Raw genomic sequence first — 18088 nt, 5'->3', positions numbered from 1 at the left:
GTTGCTACCAGCGCCGTGCCACGCCCAGCTGTGCGCTCGTCTGGCGGTAGCCGTGATCACCACGCGAGACGTTGAGGCCACCCCAGGCGGACAGGCCGCTCCGGAACTGGATGCGTACCCCACTTCCCACTTCGTAGCGACTGCGCGGTGCAATACCGGCGATTGTCTCGTTGCCGAAACCGAGCTCGGATCGGCCAGTATCGCGATACCCGTGGGCGGCCAGCCATGGACTGACCACTGCGCCCTGTCCTCCGGCACCCTGCCCCTCCAGGCGCAACCCCAGGCGCCGTGACCACGCGGTACGGGTTGGATGTGCGATCGAGGTGCCGGTTGCCTCCACGTGCAGGTTGCCGCGATCGCGGAACCGGACGATCTGTACATCCGGTTGCAAGGTCAGCACAGTGCCGCCAAGCGTGCCCAGCGGCAGGCGGTAGCCGGCCTGAAGCGATGCCTGGCGTGCGCGCGACCGGTACTGCTCGGGTGCCAGGGCATCACCCTGCACGCGATTGCGGAAGCGGGCATGCACGACCGCAGCATCCACATGGGCCGCCTCGCCCTGCCAACCGGCGTACACGCCGAGGGCATTGGACTGCACCCGGCCGCGGGCGGCATAGCCGGTCAGCGACGAGCGCGACTGCGCATCGGCACGCCCGGACGACAGCGACACGCCAGCGCGGCCACGCCCGGCGTCGAACACGCCCAGGTCGGCGCCCAGCTGCAGGCTGTTCCACTGCGCGGATTGCTGCAGCTGATCCACCAGTCCCGGCAGCTGCGCCTGACCACTCTCAACCCGGGTCCACCCGCGTACGCCCTCCCGCCCCTCATTCGTGGCCAGAGGCTGGCGTGGCTGCAGCAGCGCCTGTCGCACCCACCGGTTGGCCAGATAGGCACCCGCTTCCGGTCGCAGCACGCCTGCCGGGTCAGGCAGCGATGGAACTTCCGGGGTCGGATCAGGGCCCGGCTCCGGTGTCGGATCGGGTGTCGGCTCCGGCGCCGGATCGGGATCGGGTACTGGATCGACACCGCAGCCGGGCAGCGTCGGATCGTCATCGCATGGGTCAACGGCGGACAACTGCGAGCGCAGGTACCAGTCACCATCGGCGTTATCACGATGCAGGAAGTACTCATACATGCCGCCGACCGCACGACCGGACAGGGCCAGCGTCGCCAGCGACTGCCCGCCCACGGTGATCAAGGGGATCCCCTTGTCGGTTGCGGCCCCGTCGCCAACGCCGACCACCGAGACCGTGCCGTTGCCCAGGAAATCGCCCTGGACGTCGAAGCGATCACTGGCCGCGGCGTCACCGCCAAGCACCGTATCCAGGCGCAGGTGACCGTCATCAAGAAGCAGATCGCCGCGCACGACGAAGCGATCACCTGCATGGCCGTTGGCCAGCGACACCTCGCTGCGCTGCACACTCAACTGATCGACCATGGCGTTGCCGTCCACCTGCCAGACGCTGCCCTCGCGCAATGCGACATCGAGCCGGCCAACATCGGCGACGCGGGCGCACCCTTGCATCAGGCTGCCGTGCACCTGGACATCGGCCTCGGCGAAGCGGCCGATATCGAACAGTGCCCCGCGCTCGTTCGCCAGTACGCTGCCCGCCTGCGCGCGCAGCTGCACCCGGGTATCGGGTGCCTCCAGGACGATCGCCGCAGCCCCTCCGCCAAGCAGCTGCGATGCGTGCAGGTTCAGCTGTGCCTGGCCGTACCGCACCGCCATGCGCAGCGCCGCGTCGCTGCCCTCTGCCACGCTGTTGATCATGTCCAATCGATTGGCATCGCCATCGAGGAAGCGCACTGCATCGCCCTGCAGCGCCTGTACCTGGCTGTCCTGCAACATCAGTTCGGCGCCCATGCCTGCACGGCCCGCGTCGGCGCCGCGATAGCCTGCAACGATACCATTGCTACGATTGCCCTCGGCGCGAACCTGCACGCCGTACAGCTGGGCACGACCCACGTAGGCGTACGACGGGCCTCCGAAACCAATGTGACCCGACTCGACGTAGAGCCCCGTACTGTCTTCCCCCGCTGTGCGAATGCTGCCGCCCTGCATGGCCACATCCGATCGATAGTTCCAGAGGCCGAACGCCCTGTCACCCTGGGTCGCGATGTCCACGTTGCGCAGCTGCAGCCACGCACTGGGATTGAGCGCGACGCCCGCACTATCCTGGCCCTGCGTGAAGATCGAGCTGTCGATCACGGTGGTCGTATTCGCCTTGGCGATGAATCCTGACGCGTCCGGCGAAATATTGCCTACGTACAGCCCCGTCGAAGCCTCGCCGGAGGTCCGCAGGTGCGACCGGCTGATCCTTGCGCCGTCCACATGGTTGCTGGTCATCACCAAGGCGTCGGACATCGTCCCTGCAGTCTCGACCAGGCTGTCTTCCATCACCAGATAACCACGCTGATTGATATCCATCTCCACGCCTGGCCAGCGATCGCGACTGCCGATCACGGTGGCGTCGTAGACCTCCAGCGACCGATCGAACCAGAGATCGTGGGCGGCGATTTCAACGCCACACAGGTAGGACACCTCTACAGCAGGATCACCCGGATCAGCCGGGCGCGGAATGCTCGGGCAGGGCACGCCGGGAGGAGCGGCGGCAACCGATGCTGCGGGTAGAACCAGGGCCAGCATCAGTGCTGCCGCCAGAGGCTGTCGGGTGAGGTTGTTCATGGCGTCCAGGAATCGAAAGGTGGTATAGGCAGGAACTTTCGCCCCGTACGCCACCGAATGCCATGCAACTTGTTGCAAATCCATCCGCAGTACGAAAGCTGCAACCAGCCAAACAAGACATGCGCCATCGCGATTGTCTTTTCTCGCAGTACGCCCGCACAGCGCTGTTCCTGTAGCGCTGAGCCATGCAAGGTTCCGTCTGGTCCGAGGAGCCGAGCGCGGGCACGGCTCTACGGATCGTCAGGCAATCCGCGATCGGCATCCACGCAGGGCGTAGATCTACAAAAGCGCACTGTCGGGTTCGTACGAATCCGATAGTGTCCTTCCCGGCCGGACTCCACCATCGGCGTGACCCTCCTCACGCGGTGGTGCCATGCGCCTTCCAGCCTTTCCTTCGTTCACCACGTCGTTGCGACATGTGCTGCTCGCAACACTCCTTCTCGTACCCTCGCTGGCAACCGCCGCCTCGATCTGTGTCATGCGCTCGGGTGAGCGCCTGCTGCTGGTGCAGGATGTCACCTCGCGCTGGCAGCTGCCTGGCGGAACGGCAGAACACGGTGAATTGCCGCAACAGACCGCTGCTCGCGAAGCGCTGGAAGAAACCGGGCTTGCCGTCGCCACCACCGACCTGCTGGACGACAAGTTGGGTGTGCATGTATTCGCCTGCCGTGCCCTCGAACCCGTCCAGGTGCACGGCAATGCGGTGAATGTGCTGGATGCGCCGCACCTCGGGCGGGAGATCATCCAGGCGCGCTGGGTCAGCCGCGACGAGGTGCGTACACTGCGCACGCGTTTCCCGCAGCAGTTGGAGCGCGCGTATCAGCGGCTGCACGCAGTAGCCGAGAGTGAAGTACGCCCCGTCGCGCGCTTCGGGGCCGCCTCGGCCTTCCGCCAAGCGGAACTGGATTGCGTGCAGCGCACCCAGCAGTGGCCGGTGCGCGGGCTGGCGATGATTGGCAACGTCCTGGGCGAATTCTGGTTCTATCTGCTGGCAATGCCCGTGTTGTGGGTTGCGTTCGGCGCGCAGGCATCCCGCCTGATGCTGATGGCGTTGATGGTGGTCACGCTGGCCGTGCAGAGCATCAAGGTCTTCGCACCGGTGCCACGCCCCTTCAGCTTCGACGCCACGCTCAGCCTGGCCGGTGCCGCCGGCCCTTCCCTGCCCAGCGGACACACCACCAGCGCCACCTGCTTCTTCGTGCTGGTCGCGCTGTGGTTGTTGGCACGCCAACACATCACCGGAAGGTTCAAACGCTCGGCAGTGCTGGGTATCGCGCTGCTGGCCGGGGTGATCGCTGGAATGGCCCGGGTCTGGCTGGGGGTTCACTATTGGAGCGATGTTGCTGCAGGGTTGCTGTTGGGTAGTGCGATCGCGGCGGGAATCCATGCGCTGGGGACATCGCTGGCACGCCACGAACACCCGGCGGTGCGCGAGCGGATCTGCTGGGCTGCCATTGCCTGCGTCAGCCTGGCCGTGGGTGTGGCCTGGCAGGCCCTGCCGCTGCTATTGCCGTTCTGCGTAGCAGCCGCCTGCGCGGTGCTGCCGCGTGCAACCCGGGAGCGAGCGTCGATGGGCTCGGCAGCATGGCTGCTGGCCGGCCTGCTGGTGCTGGGTGGCGTATGCCTGCCGATGGCACAGCGCGCCGAACCGTTCGTGCTTGCGGCCGGCCTGCAGGCGCTGGACTACGTGGGGCTGGGCGCGTGGGTGGCGTGGGGTGCCAGTGCGGCTGCCGCGTGGTGGCCGCTGAGGTACCCGCGGTAGCGTCCACGCATGGCGCCGAGCCATGCTCGGCTGCGTTTTGTCCGGCTCTATATGAACAGCATCCGCGCATGGCGTGGATCTACTCGGGGTGCAGCCGGAAGATGGCGTGGTTGGTCAGCGCCAGCGCGGCCAGCTTCAGCCCTTCCATCACGCGGTCGCCCACGTAGTGCTCCGGGCCGCCGTTCTGGCGGGCGCGCTCGGCGGCCAGCAGGATCTCGTTGATGATGCGCAGGCCGGCCAGGGCGCCATCGCTGTCGGCCAGCGCCAGGCAACGGCCCGGCAGCTGGTGACGCTCGGGCCAAGGCTGGCCGTCCGCGGCCACGCCGCGGCCGATCTGGTGCAGCAGCGCGATCAGGTTGTTGGGGTCGGGCGTTGCGCTCGCTTCCTCGCCTTCATCGGCGTTGGCCGGGGCGTACTGGGTGCGCAGAGGGGGAATGTCCGAAGGGTTCATGGCAAGTCTCCGTACAAGGCTACGGTGCCACCGCCCTTAACAAAGGCGGCGGACGGTACGTGGCTGGAAATCCGGCGGTCGCGTAAGCACTAACCGGCAGGTGGGCTATCGCCCACCTCCACGCACCGCCCGCCATAAAGCACGGGCGAATTGCCAGCCGGCACCGCACAAAGCGGCGCCGGCTGGCGTGCGCAAACTACACGCGACCAACGGGGTTTCCAGGCCCCGGCCACCCTTTTCCGGCGGCACCCCATCATGTGCACAACGGGGTGGCAGGCGCCAACAACCCACGTGCAAAGACAGCAACGTTCACGCAGTGGCAGCATTGTCGCATATCGACAATCGAGCCGAAATTCAACAACTTGCACCATGCCGATGGCGCCTGGCTTCACCTGCATCGGCACCATGCGTTCCTTGACCGCATCCGGCTTTCAAGACGCGCGACACGCCAGTTCCGACATTACGCAAGCAGATGTGCAATCAACGCCAGCACCGCCAGATGTCCCACGTAGTACCCGTAGAACACCCACCGCCAGCGCGGCAGTGGCCATGTCACCCGCGCGGCCAGCAGCACCACCGGTACGGCCAGCAATGCCCAGCCGTTGTGGTTGGCCCAGCACACCGCTGCGAGCCCGACCAGCAACAGCCACCACGCGCGATGCCGGAACGCGATCCATCCCAGCAGCACGCATCCGACACCCGCCCACTGGTAGTCCACGAACATCGGCAGCACGCCGGCAGCCAGCAACAGCAGAACGGGCCGATGGTTCGCCAGCGCATGAACGGCCACGGCCGCCAGAGTGAAAGTAAGCAGGATGTTGAGCGGCAGCCAGGAACCAAACGCGAATGCGTGCACTGGCTGCGCGATCAGCCCCCACAGCGCGAGCCGACGCATCGACTTGCGCAGGTCGGCCCCGGGCTGGGCCAGGTTGCAGGCCATCACCAGCGCGAACAGCGGGAAGGCAATGCGCCCCAGTTCGCTGACCACCGGTACGTAGCCGCCAAAGACCACCTTGGCCACGTGATCACCGGTCATGGCCAGCAGTGCGATCCACTTCAGCAGCTCGCGCGCGCCGCTGCCAAGGGTGAAGTTGAAGGTTGACGTCCCGGTCGTGGTCGCTTGCATCGCGGAAGCTTATGCGCATCGGCCAACCCATTTCCAGCGCCGCGCAGGAGTCCGTCGCTGCAGCCCGCAGGTGGCGGCGCTATGCTGGCCGCCCCAGCTTGTGAGACACCTGCCATGCGTACCCTGTACCCCGCCATCGAACCCTACCGCGAGTTCACCCTGCCGGTGAGCGATCTGCACACGCTGCATGTCGAAGAGTGCGGCACACCGGACGGCATTCCGGTGGTGTACCTGCACGGCGGCCCAGGCGCGGGCATTTCACCCACCCATCGCCGTTTCTTCGATCCGGCACGCTACCGCATTGTGTTGATCGACCAGCGTGGCAGCGGCCGCTCCACCCCGTTCGGCGAGCTGCGCGACAACACCACGCAGGACCTGGTGGCCGACATCGAGAAGGTGCGTGAGCACCTGGGCATCGAGCGTTGGCTGGTCTATGGCGGCTCCTGGGGGTCGACCCTGTCACTGGCCTACGCACAGGCACATCCCGAGCGCGCCACCGGCCTGATCGTGCGCGGCGTATTCCTCGGCCGCGAAATGGAAAACCGCTGGTTCGCCGAAGCCAACGGCGGTGCGCGCTGGATCTTCCCGGAGCGCTGGGACCGCTATGAGGCCTACATTCCGGAAGCCGAGCGCGGCGACATGATCGCAGCCTACTGGAGCCGCATGGACAGCCCGGATGTGGCGATCCGGATCGAAGCCGCGCAGGCCTGGCTGGGCTGGGAGGACAACGCGGCCACCCTGCAGCACGACGTGGATGCGCAATCCACCGACGACCCGCTGGACACATTGGCAAAGGCCCGCATTGAAGCGCATTACTTCCGCAACAGCATCTTCCTGGAGCCGGACCAGCTGCTGCGCGATATCGATCACATCCGCCACCTGCCCTGCGTGATCGTGCAGGGGCGCTACGACATCATCTGCCCGCCGCGCAGTGCGTGGGATCTGGCCAAGGCCTGGCCGGAAGCCCGGCTGGAGATGGTGACCTCCGGCCACAGCGCGAACGAGCCGGCCACGGTGGATGCGCTGGTGCGGGCCACGGACGCCTTTGCCGACCGTTTCTGAGCAGATGGTAGTGCCGGCCGCTGGCCGGCATCCCACCGTTCGAGGGTAGCTTCGACTCCGCGCAATCGCTGCTGCGCGGCCAGGTGAATGGCGACCCACCGGCAACGGTCCACGGCCCCATTCTTCGCAGCCCGCTTACAGCTCCGCGCAGAAGATCCGGCGGTGACCACCGCACCGGTGGTTCGCCCTTTCCCCAGGAGCACGCCATGACCGGTTATCGCTGCCTTCCCATCGCTCTCTCGCTATCTGCGGGCCTGCTGCTGGGCGCCTGTTCCAATCCCCAGGAGGCCAGCAAGGCCACCGCCGCCGAGGACGTGACAGAAGTAAGGCTCATCCCTGCCTACGAATCGCTGGACAAGGACAAGGACGGCATCGTCACCCTGGCGGAAGTCGATGCGGTAGCACCGGACTGGGCCGAACGGCTGCATGCCTGCGATACCGACCGTGACAAGACGTTGACCCGTGGCGAGTACGACGTGTGCAAGCAGACCAGCGCTTCGCATTGATCCATCACTGAACCCTCGATTGGCGCTGTGCATGCCCGGCTATACCAAGGTATAGCCGGGCTAACCCACGAGTCTCTAGGCCTGTCCCATTCAGGGGCGGACAATAGCACCACTGGCCAGGGCAACCCTGGCTGCCAACTTCCCCTCATGGAGACGCAGATGGACCCCGACCCTGCCGGGTGCGCCGCACCCCGGATCACCGCCTGTTGCCTGTTCCTGGCGCCTGCCCGCCGGTCCCTGCCTGCCTGAGTGACGGGGGACCGCCAGGCGCCGCCTGCCTGGAGATCGCCCCCATGTCCTACAAGATCCTCTACATCACCCTGCGCCGCCTGATCGGCGAGCGCGATGTTGCCGCCCTGCGCAGCCAGCTGCTGCAATACGGCCCGGTCATGTTTGCCCGTTCGCTGTCGCTCGGTTCGCCGCGCGTGGTGGCCGACGCCTTGTCGCTGCTGCCGATCAGCGAGCGCATCACTGTGCTGCGTCATCTGCCCTATCCCCTGCGCGATGCGATGAAGCCGCTGTGCATCGGTGGCAGCCAGCGGCTGCACATGCAGCCATGGTCACCGGCGGTGCTGGCGATGCGCCACGCCTGATCTGTGTCACCCATTCCGTTCGTGTTCCCGCTGCGGCCGGCTCTGACATTCGAGGAGCGTCCCATGAGCCTGCTCAACGCCTGGTTCAACGCCTTCCTGCGCAGCCGTCGCGCAGGCAACCTGTTCCGCCGCCGCGCGATGCCCGAAGTCGGGTTTGGTCCGGGCAGCGCCGAAGCGGCGCCGTTCGCGCTCACCACCGGCCTGGTCACGCTCGCCCAGCAGGACGAAGCCGAGCTGCTGGCCACGCTGGGCTCGCATGCCGATGGCCTCAGTCCCCATGAGGCCGAGGAGCGACTGTCCACGCTCGGCCCCAATGAGGTGGATCACGAGAAGCCGCTGCCGTGGTGGCGCCACCTGTGGCAGTGCTACCGCAATCCGTTCAACCTGCTGCTGACCGTGCTGGCGGCGGTGTCCTGGCTGACCGAGGACATCAAGGCGACGATCGTCATCGGTGCGATGGTGCTGCTGTCCACGCTGATCCGCTTCGTGCAGGAGGGTCGTTCGAACCGAGCGGCCGAGCGGCTGAAGGCACTGGTCGGCAACACTGCGCGCGTGCTGCGCCGCAATCCCGGCACCGAGGCTGCGGATGTGGCAGACCAGTACTTCGGCGCGCGCCTGCACAGCCGTCGCCCTGCACGCCTGCTGGACCTGCCGATCCGTGAACTGGTGCCCGGCGACCACATCGTGCTGTCGGCAGGCGACATGATTCCGGCCGATTGCCGCGTGCTGAACGCCAAGGACCTGTTCGTGGCGCAGGCGGCGATGACCGGCGAGTCGCTGCCGGTGGAGAAATTCGCGCACCCGGGCGATGGCCTGGCCGGCCTGCTGGAACAGCACAACCTGCTGTTCATGGGTACCAACGTGGTGTCCGGTACGGCCACCGCCATTGTGCTGGCCACCGGTAACCGCACCTACTTCGGCACCCTGGCCCAGCGCAGCACCGCCACCGACCGTGCGCCCACCGCATTCCAGGCCGGCGTCAACAGTGTCAGCTGGCTGCTGATCCGCTTCGCGCTGGTGATGGTGCCGTTCGTGCTGCTGATCAACGGCTGGACCAAGGGCGACTGGACCGAGGCGTTCCTGTTCGCGCTGTCGGTGGCGGTGGGCCTGACGCCGGAAATGCTGCCGATGATCGTCACTTCCACCCTGGCCAAGGGCGCGGTGCTGCTGTCGCGGCGCAAGGTGATCGTCAAGCGCCTGGATGCCATCCAGAACTTCGGCGCGATGGAAGTGCTGTGCACCGACAAGACCGGCACCCTCACCCAGGACAGGATCGCGCTGGAGCGCCACACCGATGTGTTCGGCCACGATTCGGAAGACGTACTGAAGTTCGCTTACCTCAACAGCCACTTCCAGACCGGGCTGATCAACCTGCTGGACCGTGCGGTACTGGAGCACGTGGAGCTGCAGAGCTCGCTGCGGCTGTCGCAGGACTACCACAAGGTGGATGAGATCCCGTTCGACTTCGAGCGCCGCCGCATGTCGGTGGTGGTCTCCGAGCGCGAGGACCACCATGAGCTGATCTGCAAGGGGGCAGTGGAAGAGATGCTGGCGGTGTGCAGCACCGTGCGCGAGAACGGCCAGGACATGCCGCTGGACGAGCGCCGCCTGGCGCGGGTGCGGCAGACCACCGAGGAACTGAACGAACAGGGCCTGCGCGTGGTGGCGGTGGCGATGAAGGAGACCGCAGCCAGCCAGACCACCTACTCGCAGGCGGACGAGTGCGGGTTGACCCTGGTCGGCTACGTGGCGTTCCTCGACCCGCCGAAGGAATCGGCCGCGCAGGCGCTGCAGGCGCTGGCCGCGCATGGCGTGGAGGTCAAGGTCTTCACCGGCGACAACGAACTGGTGACCGCGCGTGTCTGCGCGCAGGTGGGGCTGGACGCCGACACCATCCTGACCGGGCCGCAGATCGAGCGCATGGATGACGGCGCGCTGTCGCGGGCGCTGCACCACCATTGCGTGTTCGCCCGGCTGACGCCGCTGCACAAGGAGCGCCTGGTGCGCGAGCTGCGTGCTCAGGGCAAGGTGGTCGGCTTCCTCGGCGACGGCATCAATGATGCACCGGCGCTGCGCGCAGCCGATATCGGCATCAGCGTGGACAGTGCGATGGACATCGCCAAGGAGGCCGCCGACATCATCCTGCTGGAAAAGAACCTGATGGTGCTGGAGGAAGGCGTCATCCAGGGCCGGCGCACGTTCAACAACATGCTGAAGTACATCCGCATGACCGCCAGCTCCAACTTCGGCAATGTGTTCTCGGTGCTGGTGGCCTCGGCCTTCCTGCCGTTCCTGCCGATGCTGCCGCTGCAGCTGCTGGTGCAGAACCTGCTGTACGACATCTCGCAGATCGCCATTCCGTTCGACAACGTGGACGAAGAGCTGGTGCGCAAGCCGCTGAAGTGGAACCCGGCGGACATCGGCCGCTTCATGGTGTTCTTCGGGCCGATCAGCTCGATCTTCGACCTGAGCTGCTTCGCGCTGATGTGGTACGTGTTCGATGCACGCACGCCGGCCGACCAGGGCCTGTTCCAGTCCGGCTGGTTCGTGGTCGGCCTGCTGACCCAGACCCTGATCGTGCACATGATCCGCACGCCGAAGCTGCCGTTCCTGCAGAGCATCGCCGCGCCGCCACTGCTGCTGATGACCGGCCTGATCATGGCCATTGGCGTGGCCCTGCCGATGAGCCCGCTGGCCGGCTACTTCAAGCTGCAGGCGCTGCCGGCCGGCTACTGGCCGTTCCTGGTGGCGATCCTGTTCGGCTACGCGGTGCTGACCACTGCGCTGAAGCGGTTCTACATCCGTCGTTACGGCTGGCAGTAAGCGCCCGCCGCTTTGTCCAGGGAGAAACACAATGGACATCAATCCGAACCTGCCGGCGTTCGACGCCGGTGCCACGCTCAGCTCGCTGATCAGCCTGTCGGTGGCGTTCGTGCTGGGCACGGTCATCGGCCTGGAACGCCAGCTGCGGCAACGCACCGCGGGCCTGCGTACCAACACGCTGGTGGCGGTGGGAGCGGCGGTGTTCGTCGATCTGGCCGTGCGCTTCCATGACCTGTACGGCGGCCCGCCGTCACCGCTGCATGTGGTGGCCTATGTGATCTCCGGCGTCGGCTTCCTCGGTGCCGGCGCGATCATGAAGGACGGCGCGCAGGTGTCCGGCCTGAACACCGCCGCTACCCTGTGGGGATCGGCGGCGGTGGGAGCATGTGCCGGTATCAAGCTGCTGCCCGAAGCAGTGCTCGCCGCGGTGTTCGTGCTGGCCGCCAACACCCTGCTGCGGCCGGTGGTGAACCGCATCCAGCGGCAGCCGCTGCCGGAAGCGTTCAGCGAAGCGACCTATGCGATCAACGTGGTCTGCCAGCGCGAGCAACAGGCAGAGGTGCTGGATCAGCTGTTGCTGCTGCTTGAGCAGGCGCAGTACCCGGTGCGCGCGGTGGACCAGCGCCCGTTCGGCGAGCGCGACGTGGAAATCGAAGCGGTGCTGTATGCCACCACGGTGGATGCCGGCGAACTGGATGCGGTACTGGCGACGCTGGCGACCACGCCCGGCGTGCTGCAGGGGTTCTGGAACGCCAGCCTGGAGGAGTAGTGCCGGCGGCTGGCCGGCAACCTGATGATCCGCGGACGCCCCATGCATCGCCTCGGCATGCCCACCGCTGGGGGTAGTGCCGGCCGCTGGCCGGCAACCCCGTGATCTCCGGAAGCACCGTGCAGATGCCGGCCAGCGGCCGGCACTACCAGGCATCGCTTTGACCGGTGCCGACCAAGGCCGGCATCCACCGATGGCGGCTTTGCTATCCTTTCACCCCACGCCAGGGAGCCGTCCCGATGCCATCGCTGTCGCCCCGCCGCCCACTGGTGCTGCTGGTCCTGATCGTTGTGATGGCGGCGATCTTCCTGATCGACACCGTCACCGATTACGCGGTTGCCGCCGCCTGCTTCTACGCGGCGGTCATCCTGGCCGCATCGCGCGTGCTGGGCGCACGCGGGTTGATCACGCTTGCCCTGGCCTGCATCGCGCTGACCGGGCTGAGCTTCTTCCTGACCCGCTTCGGCACCTACCGCATCGGCCTGGTCAATTCGGTCATCGGCATGCTGGTGATCGGCATCACCACCTACCTCGCGCTGAATATGGAAGCGGCCAAGGCCGCCGTGCAGGAAGCACAGGGCCGCCTGCTGCGGGTAGCGCGCGCCTCCACCGTGGGCGAGCTCACCACCTCCATCGCGCATGAAGTGAACCAGCCGCTGGCGGCCATCGCCAGCAGCGCCGAAGCCTGCCAGCGCTGGCTCGCGCAGGACCCACCGAACGTGGACAAGGCACGGCAGACCGTGGCCCGCATCCTGGCCGATGCGCATCGCGCCGGCGACGTGATCGCCCGCATCCGCGGCCTGACCCAGGGCGCGGCACCGCAGCGACGCGCCTTCGATCTGAACCAGGCGGTGGAGGAAATGCTGGCGCTGTCGCGCAGCGAGCTGGACCGGCATGGCGTGGCCGTGGCGCTGCTGCTGGACGCCGAACTGCCACCGGTGCAGGCCGACCGCGTGCAGGTGCAGCAGGTGATCGGCAACCTGATCCTCAATGCGGTGGACGCGATGGAGACCGTGCCCACCGCCGACCGGCGCTTGTCCCTGCTGACCCGGCGCGACGGCCAGCGGGTCAGCCTCAGCGTCCGTGATCGCGGTGTCGGCCTGCCCGCCGACCATCCCGAACGCGTCTTCGATGCCTTCTGGACCACCAAGTCGCACGGTCTGGGGCTGGGTCTCAGCCTGAGCCGCTCGATGATCGAAGCCAACGACGGCCAGATCCGTGCCGAACGACCGGCAGGCGGCGGTGCCTGCTTTGTGTTCGACCTGCCCATTGCCACGGACGCCCACCATGCGTAAGCCCACTGCCGCCAACCCCGATCCGGCACCCATCGTCTATGTGGTCGACGACGATCCGTCGGTGCGCGCGGCACTGGAAGACCTGCTGGCCTCGATGGGCCTGCAGGTGCGGGCCTTCGCCTCCACCCAGGCCTTCCTCGAACACGCGCTGGAAGACGCACCGGCATGTCTCGTGCTGGACGTGCGCATGCCCGGCCAGAGCGGTCTTGAATTCCATCGCACGATGGGCAGCCACGGCCTGCAGCTGCCGGTGGTGTTCATCACCGGCCACGGCGACATCGCGATGGGCGTCAACGCGATCAAGGACGGCGCCATCGAATTCCTCACCAAGCCCTTCCGTGATCAGGAACTGCTCGATGCCATCCACAAGGGCATCGAGATCGACCGCCAGCGCCGCCGCGAGGGCGAGGCACTCGGCGCGCTGCAGCTGCGCTGGGACACCCTCAATGCCGGCGAGCGCGAGGTGGTCGATGGCGTGGTGCGCGGCCGCCTCAACAAGCAGATCGCCGGCGACCTGGGCGTCAGCGAGATCACGGTGAAGGTGCGCCGTGCGCAGGTGATGCGCAAGATGGGCGCACGCACCCTGGTTGACCTGGTGCGCATGTACGACCGCCTGCAGGCGGGTACGCCATGAACGTCCACGTCGCGCTGCTGCGCGCGGTCAACGTCGGCGGCACCGGCAAGCTGCCGATGCGCGAACTGGTGGCGATGTGCGAGGACGCAGGCTTCGCCGATGTCCGCACCTACATCGCCAGCGGCAATGTGGTGTTCCGCAGCGGGCTTGATGAATCCACCGTACGGGAGGCCCTCGCCCAACGGCTGCAGGCGTACGCCGGCAAGCCGGTGGGCGTGCTGGTGCGCTCGGCCAACGAGATCGTAGGCGTGGTGGCACGCAACCCGTTTGCGCAGGCCGCCGGCAACGGTGTGGTCGCGCTGTTCCTCGACGGCAGCCTGCCTGCCGATCCGCTGGACGGCGTGACCGGCCGGCGCGATGAACAGCTCGCACTCGGCACGCGCGAGATCTTCATCCACTACGGTGCCGGCATGGCCGACTCGCGCTTGCGTATTCCCGGTTCGGCACAGGGCACGGCACGCAATCTCAACACCGTCGCCCGGCTCGCGGCGATGGCAGCGGAACTGCGCTAGCGCTCTTCCGGCAGGCTGTACAGGAGCCGGTAGTCATGGCGACCCTCGCTGATGGTGATCTCCAGCGTGCCGACCAGGCCCAGCAAGCCGTCACTGCCGGAATCAGGCACCACCACCACGCTCAGCTGTGGCGTGCCACGGGTCATCAACCCATTGTGCTGCAGGGTGAACGCGCCGTGGCGCCCGGCCAGCGTGGCCGTCACCCGCTCCATCGCCACGTAGCCGGCCGAGCCCTGCACCGGTGTGCGGAAGGCCAGCATCTGGCCGACGCTGCTGCCGTGCAGGTCGCCGGCAAAGGTCTTGTTGATCGACATCACCGCGATCGGGCCGTCATTGCCACCGATCGCTCGCAGATCCACTTCAAACGTACCGTGTGCTTCACCCTGCATCCTGCTCTCCCCTCTGGTCGCTTGAACGCTGCTACTTCTTCGTGGCCAGCACGATCACCCTGGTCAGCACCAGGCCAATGCCGCTCCACTCCCGCAGGCGGGGCCGCTCGCCCAGCAGAAGATAGGCCAGCACGATCACCAGTACCACGCTGAACTTGTCCACCACCGCCACCTTGGCCAGCTCACCGCTCTGCAATGCGCGGAAGTAGAACAGCCACGACGCTCCGGTGGCCAGCGCCGACAGCACCAGGAACAGCCGGGTGCGCCCCGGCAGCAGCAACGGGTTGGACCATTTGCCGGTGACCACCACCAGCGGCAGGACTACCGCTGCCACCACCAGGGTGCGGATGGCCATGGCCAGGTCCGAGTCGACGCCCTTGACGCCGACTTTGGCGAACAGCGCGGTCATCGCCGCGAAGGCGGCAGACAGTCCAGCCCATATCAACCACTGCGGTACGTTCTGCACGAAGCCCTCGCTTGCCGGAACGGATGAGCGTGCGCCAACGCTACTCCACCCTGCCATCGGTGGGGCTTCACCTGCCCATCACCACCGCTACAATGGGTGAGGAATCGCCAGGGGGGCGATCTGCAGGGAATGCGCCATGCGTGAACAGGACACCACCCTCGCCCTTGCCGGGCCGTCGTCCCTTGACCGGGCCCGCCTGCCGTGCACCGCACGGCTGCTGCTTCCCCTCCCCTTCGTTTCGCAGCAACCTGCCCGTTCCGCATGGCAGGTTCCTCATCGCTTGCCCTGACCGGAGCCGTCGAAATGCCCGAGAACACCCTCCTTGCCACGCCGGCCGCCACCGCGCCGATCAAGTACCTCGACCGCGCCATGGCCACGCTGCGCAGCCTGGGCCTGGCCGCCCCCCAGGACAACAACGCACCGGCCATCGCGCTGGTCTCGCAGCTGTCCACCCTCGACCAGGGCCGCGTGGTGGCCATTGCCCGCGTGCTGCAGCAGTCCGGCCATTTCAATGCCGTGATGCGTGATGAAATCAGCTCGGCCAAGGTGTCCGACCGCTATACCGAGATCATCCGCGCCTTCGACAGCATCCGTGATGACGCCAGCACCATGGTCGAGCAGGTGCGTGACGGCAAGATCGACATGGGCGAGCGCCTGCAGAACCTGTGGATGAAGGTCACCCGCGGCGACATTCCGAGTCGGTTCGAGAAGATCCGCCGTACGTTCCTGGACGTCAGCCGCGATTCGGCCGAGCAGCTGCAGCGTGAGTCGCGAGTGCTGGAGATGTACGGCGACTTCCGCCTGTCGATCAAGGATGCCGAGATCCAGGCCCATGAGCTGTTGAAGCTGCAGGAGCAGGCGCTGGCCGATGCGCGCGAGGCGCTGAAGCAGGCGCAGCAGCGCGTGGAATCGGCCGACCCGTCCGCCGATGCCGCCGACACCGGCCGCCTGGTCATGGCCCGCGACGAGGCCCTGCGCAACAACCAGGCCGAGGAGTCGCGCTACCAGCTGGCCAAGGACCTGGCCGAGAACCTGCAGGTGAACTACGCCACCTCCGAGGCGATCATGCTGCGCGTGCACCAGTCGCATGAGGTCAAGCGCCGCGTCAACGAGCGCTCGGTGGTGTTCTTCTCCACCAATGAGACCAGCTTCACCGCCTTGAACCTGGCATTCACCACGCAGATGGGCCTGCATGAGTCCACGCAGGCGCTCAATGCGATGACCGAGGGCACCTCAAAGGGCCTGGAAGCGGTGGCCAACATTGGCGACGACGTGCTGCACGAGGGCCTGAAGGCCGGCTACGGCGCCACCATCGGCGTCGATTCGGTGCGCAAGCTGGTCGATGCGGTGGTGCGCTTCCAGGAGACCTCGCTGCAGGAGATCGAGCAGCTGCGTGGACAGGCCACGCGCGATTCGGCGGAGATCGCCGAGTATGTCGAACAGGGCAAGCAGCGTTTCGCTGCCCTGCTGCAGGCACCGCCGAGCCCGGAGTCGCGCTGAGGTGAGTGCGACGATGGCCCCTGCCGAGCTGCAGGATGCGCTGCTGACCATGGATGTGGTCGACCAGCTGCGTTACCGCAATGCCGAAATGAAGGCGCTGGCCGACAGCGGCCATGACAAGGCGACGCTGAAGCAGCGCCTGCTTGAGTTGTACCGCTCGCAGGGCATCGAGGTCTCCGACGAGATCCTCGAGGCCGGCATCCAGGCCCAGCGTGAGCAGCGCTACCTCTACACCGCGCCGCGAGGCTGGAAGGCCTGGCTGGCGCGGCGCTGGATCGACCGCAGCCGGCTGCTGAAATGGGCGCTGATGGTAGCCCTGGTGCTGCTGATGCTCGGTGTCCTGCTGGTGATGGCGCGCAGCTTCGGCGCGTTCGTGCACGAGAGCAACGTGCAGAAGAACGTGCAGCTGCTGAACGACAAGGTGGCCGCGCAGCAACAGGAGGCTGCCGCAGCGCGCGCCCTGCTGGCCTCACAGGAACAGGCCCTGCAGGGACTGCTGCCACGTGCCACCGCCAGCGGCGAGCGCCTGCAGCCGCTGACCGAAGGTGCACAGACCGCGCTGGCCGAAGCACAGCGGCGCTTTGCCGACGTTCCCGCCGCGATGGCAACGCTGCCGACCCTTGTGCGCAAAGACAAGCTCACCCGGCTCAGCAGCGGTGGCAGCGCCACCGGCGAGCAGGCGGCCGCGCAGGTGGAACAGCACCGACTGGCAGCGGCGCAACTGCTGGCGCAGGCCAAGGACACCCTGCCTCCGCTGACCGAGCGGGTGAACACCCTCGGCCAGGCGATCGAGGCCAGCGAGCTGCTGGATACCACCAACGCCGCTGCAAAGGCAGCACGCCTCGCGCCGGATGCCGAGCAGGTGCGCGCACGCGCCTACACCGGCGGCGACGTGGCACTGCGCGCGGGCGACATCGCCGCAGCCGGGCAGGCGGTAGCGACCCTGAAGGACCTGATCGGCAGCGCCGACAAACTGGCCGCGCTCAGCGAGCGCCTGGCCCAGCTCAAGGCCGATGGCCTCGCCACCGGCGTCACCGGCGAAGACCGCAAGCGCTTCGAGCGTGCGCTGGAGCAGGCCGCCCGCCTGATCCGGGTCGAGACGCTGGCCGAAGCCGGGCCGGCCCTGGACGAGGCCAGCCAGCTGGTGGCGCTGCTGTCGCAGACCCTGGTCTACCGCATCGTCAACCGCGACGATGAACGCACCGGCGTCTGGCGCTACAACGAAAAGGCCAACGGTGGCCGCAATTACTACCTGGTGACCGAAGCACTGGACGAGGCCGGCAAGGCCACCGAACTGCTGATCCGCAACGAGGAAACCGGCAAGGACGAATGGACCTCGCTGTTCGCCGTGCGCGTGCCCGAGGCCACCTACAACCGCGTTGCCGCCGACAAGCAGGACAACGGCATCATCGAAGACGACCAGATCGGCAGCAAGCCGCGCGGCAGCCTGTCGCCGCGGTTCCGCATGCCCACCACCGGCGGCTACATCACCGAATGGTGATGGGTAAGGAACTGAC

Annotated in this window: 16 protein-coding genes; 11 read left to right on the top strand and 5 right to left on the bottom strand. The window is 67.0% G+C overall.

Features of this window, described 5'->3' with window-relative positions:
- Nucleotides 1-4 precede the first annotated feature (4 nt).
- A complete protein-coding gene (locus N5E02_RS02350) occupies nt 5-2683 on the bottom strand; it encodes an autotransporter outer membrane beta-barrel domain-containing protein (protein ID WP_188238545.1) in 2679 nt (892 codons plus the stop codon).
- Nucleotides 2684-3056: 373 nt separating this feature from the next.
- On the opposite strand from N5E02_RS02350, the gene N5E02_RS02345 reads away from it, so the two are divergent.
- Complete coding sequence (locus tag N5E02_RS02345) at nt 3057-4445, top strand: phosphatase PAP2 family protein (protein ID WP_139727154.1); 1389 nt, start codon at nt 3057-3059, stop codon at nt 4443-4445.
- A gap of 79 nt (nt 4446-4524) precedes the next feature.
- Here the strand turns inward: N5E02_RS02345 and N5E02_RS02340 are convergent, their stop codons facing one another.
- Nucleotides 4525-4896, bottom strand: a complete 372-nt coding sequence (locus tag N5E02_RS02340) for a hypothetical protein (protein WP_069138447.1) — start codon at nt 4894-4896, stop codon at nt 4525-4527.
- 460 nt (nt 4897-5356) lie between these two features.
- Nucleotides 5357-6022, bottom strand: a complete 666-nt coding sequence (locus N5E02_RS02335) for a TraX family protein (protein WP_188238544.1) — start codon at nt 6020-6022, stop codon at nt 5357-5359.
- Nucleotides 6023-6136: 114 nt separating this feature from the next.
- Between N5E02_RS02335 and pip the strand changes: the two genes are divergently transcribed.
- From pip to N5E02_RS02295, 8 genes are all read left to right on the top strand, one after another.
- The gene (pip, locus tag N5E02_RS02330; RefSeq protein ID WP_065177733.1) at nt 6137-7084 is read left to right on the top strand and encodes a prolyl aminopeptidase; all 948 of its coding nucleotides are present in this window, start codon (nt 6137-6139) and stop codon (nt 7082-7084) included.
- Between the two features lie 206 nt (nt 7085-7290).
- Entirely contained in the window at nt 7291-7590 is a 300-nt protein-coding gene (locus tag N5E02_RS02325; RefSeq protein WP_065177732.1) for a hypothetical protein, read from the top strand.
- A gap of 293 nt (nt 7591-7883) precedes the next feature.
- A complete protein-coding gene (locus N5E02_RS02320) occupies nt 7884-8183 on the top strand; it encodes a hypothetical protein (protein ID WP_005416698.1) in 300 nt (99 codons plus the stop codon).
- 63 nt (nt 8184-8246) lie between these two features.
- Nucleotides 8247-11006 carry a magnesium-translocating P-type ATPase gene (gene mgtA, locus N5E02_RS02315; RefSeq protein ID WP_188238542.1) on the top strand — a complete coding sequence of 920 codons (2760 nt, stop codon included), beginning with the start codon at nt 8247-8249 and terminating at the stop codon, nt 11004-11006.
- Between the two features lie 31 nt (nt 11007-11037).
- A complete protein-coding gene (locus N5E02_RS02310; RefSeq protein WP_065177730.1) occupies nt 11038-11775 on the top strand; it encodes an MgtC/SapB family protein in 738 nt (245 codons plus the stop codon).
- Between the two features lie 239 nt (nt 11776-12014).
- Entirely contained in the window at nt 12015-13070 is a 1056-nt protein-coding gene (locus tag N5E02_RS02305; RefSeq protein WP_164092826.1) for an ATP-binding protein, read from the top strand.
- Entirely contained in the window at nt 13063-13704 is a 642-nt protein-coding gene (locus N5E02_RS02300; RefSeq protein ID WP_065186490.1) for a response regulator transcription factor, read from the top strand. Before N5E02_RS02305 ends, N5E02_RS02300 begins: the two co-directional genes overlap by 8 nt.
- Nucleotides 13701-14216 (top strand): DUF1697 domain-containing protein, encoded by a 516-nt coding sequence (locus tag N5E02_RS02295; protein WP_188238541.1) that lies wholly within the window; start codon nt 13701-13703, stop codon nt 14214-14216. The genes N5E02_RS02300 and N5E02_RS02295 overlap by 4 nt, the downstream gene beginning before the upstream one ends.
- On the opposite strand, the gene N5E02_RS02290 is transcribed toward N5E02_RS02295, so the two are convergent.
- Both N5E02_RS02290 and N5E02_RS02285 read right to left on the bottom strand, forming a co-directional pair.
- On the bottom strand, nt 14213-14605 hold the full coding sequence (locus N5E02_RS02290; RefSeq protein ID WP_065177726.1) for a DUF3224 domain-containing protein: 393 nt from the start codon (nt 14603-14605) through the stop codon (nt 14213-14215). The genes N5E02_RS02295 and N5E02_RS02290 overlap by 4 nt on opposite strands.
- Nucleotides 14606-14636: 31 nt before the next feature.
- Nucleotides 14637-15071: an EamA family transporter gene (locus tag N5E02_RS02285; RefSeq protein ID WP_279945787.1), complete on the bottom strand. Its 435-nt coding sequence runs from the start codon at nt 15069-15071 to the stop codon at nt 14637-14639.
- Nucleotides 15072-15374: 303 nt separating this feature from the next.
- Between N5E02_RS02285 and N5E02_RS02280 the strand changes: the two genes are divergently transcribed.
- Nucleotides 15375-16571, top strand: coding sequence for a cell surface protein (locus N5E02_RS02280; protein WP_139727160.1), 1197 nt, complete (start codon nt 15375-15377; stop codon nt 16569-16571).
- A gap of 13 nt (nt 16572-16584) precedes the next feature.
- Nucleotides 16585-18072, top strand: a complete 1488-nt coding sequence (locus N5E02_RS02275; protein ID WP_188238646.1) for a DUF6384 family protein — start codon at nt 16585-16587, stop codon at nt 18070-18072.
- The last annotated feature ends 16 nt before the right edge of the window (nt 18073-18088 follow it).

Source organism: Stenotrophomonas sp. GD03777 (genome assembly GCF_029842485.1).
Lineage (GTDB): Bacteria > Pseudomonadota > Gammaproteobacteria > Xanthomonadales > Xanthomonadaceae > Stenotrophomonas > Stenotrophomonas sepilia.
The sequence above is the reverse complement of the archived record's forward strand: the minus strand, read 5'-3'. Positions and strand labels throughout refer to the sequence as shown.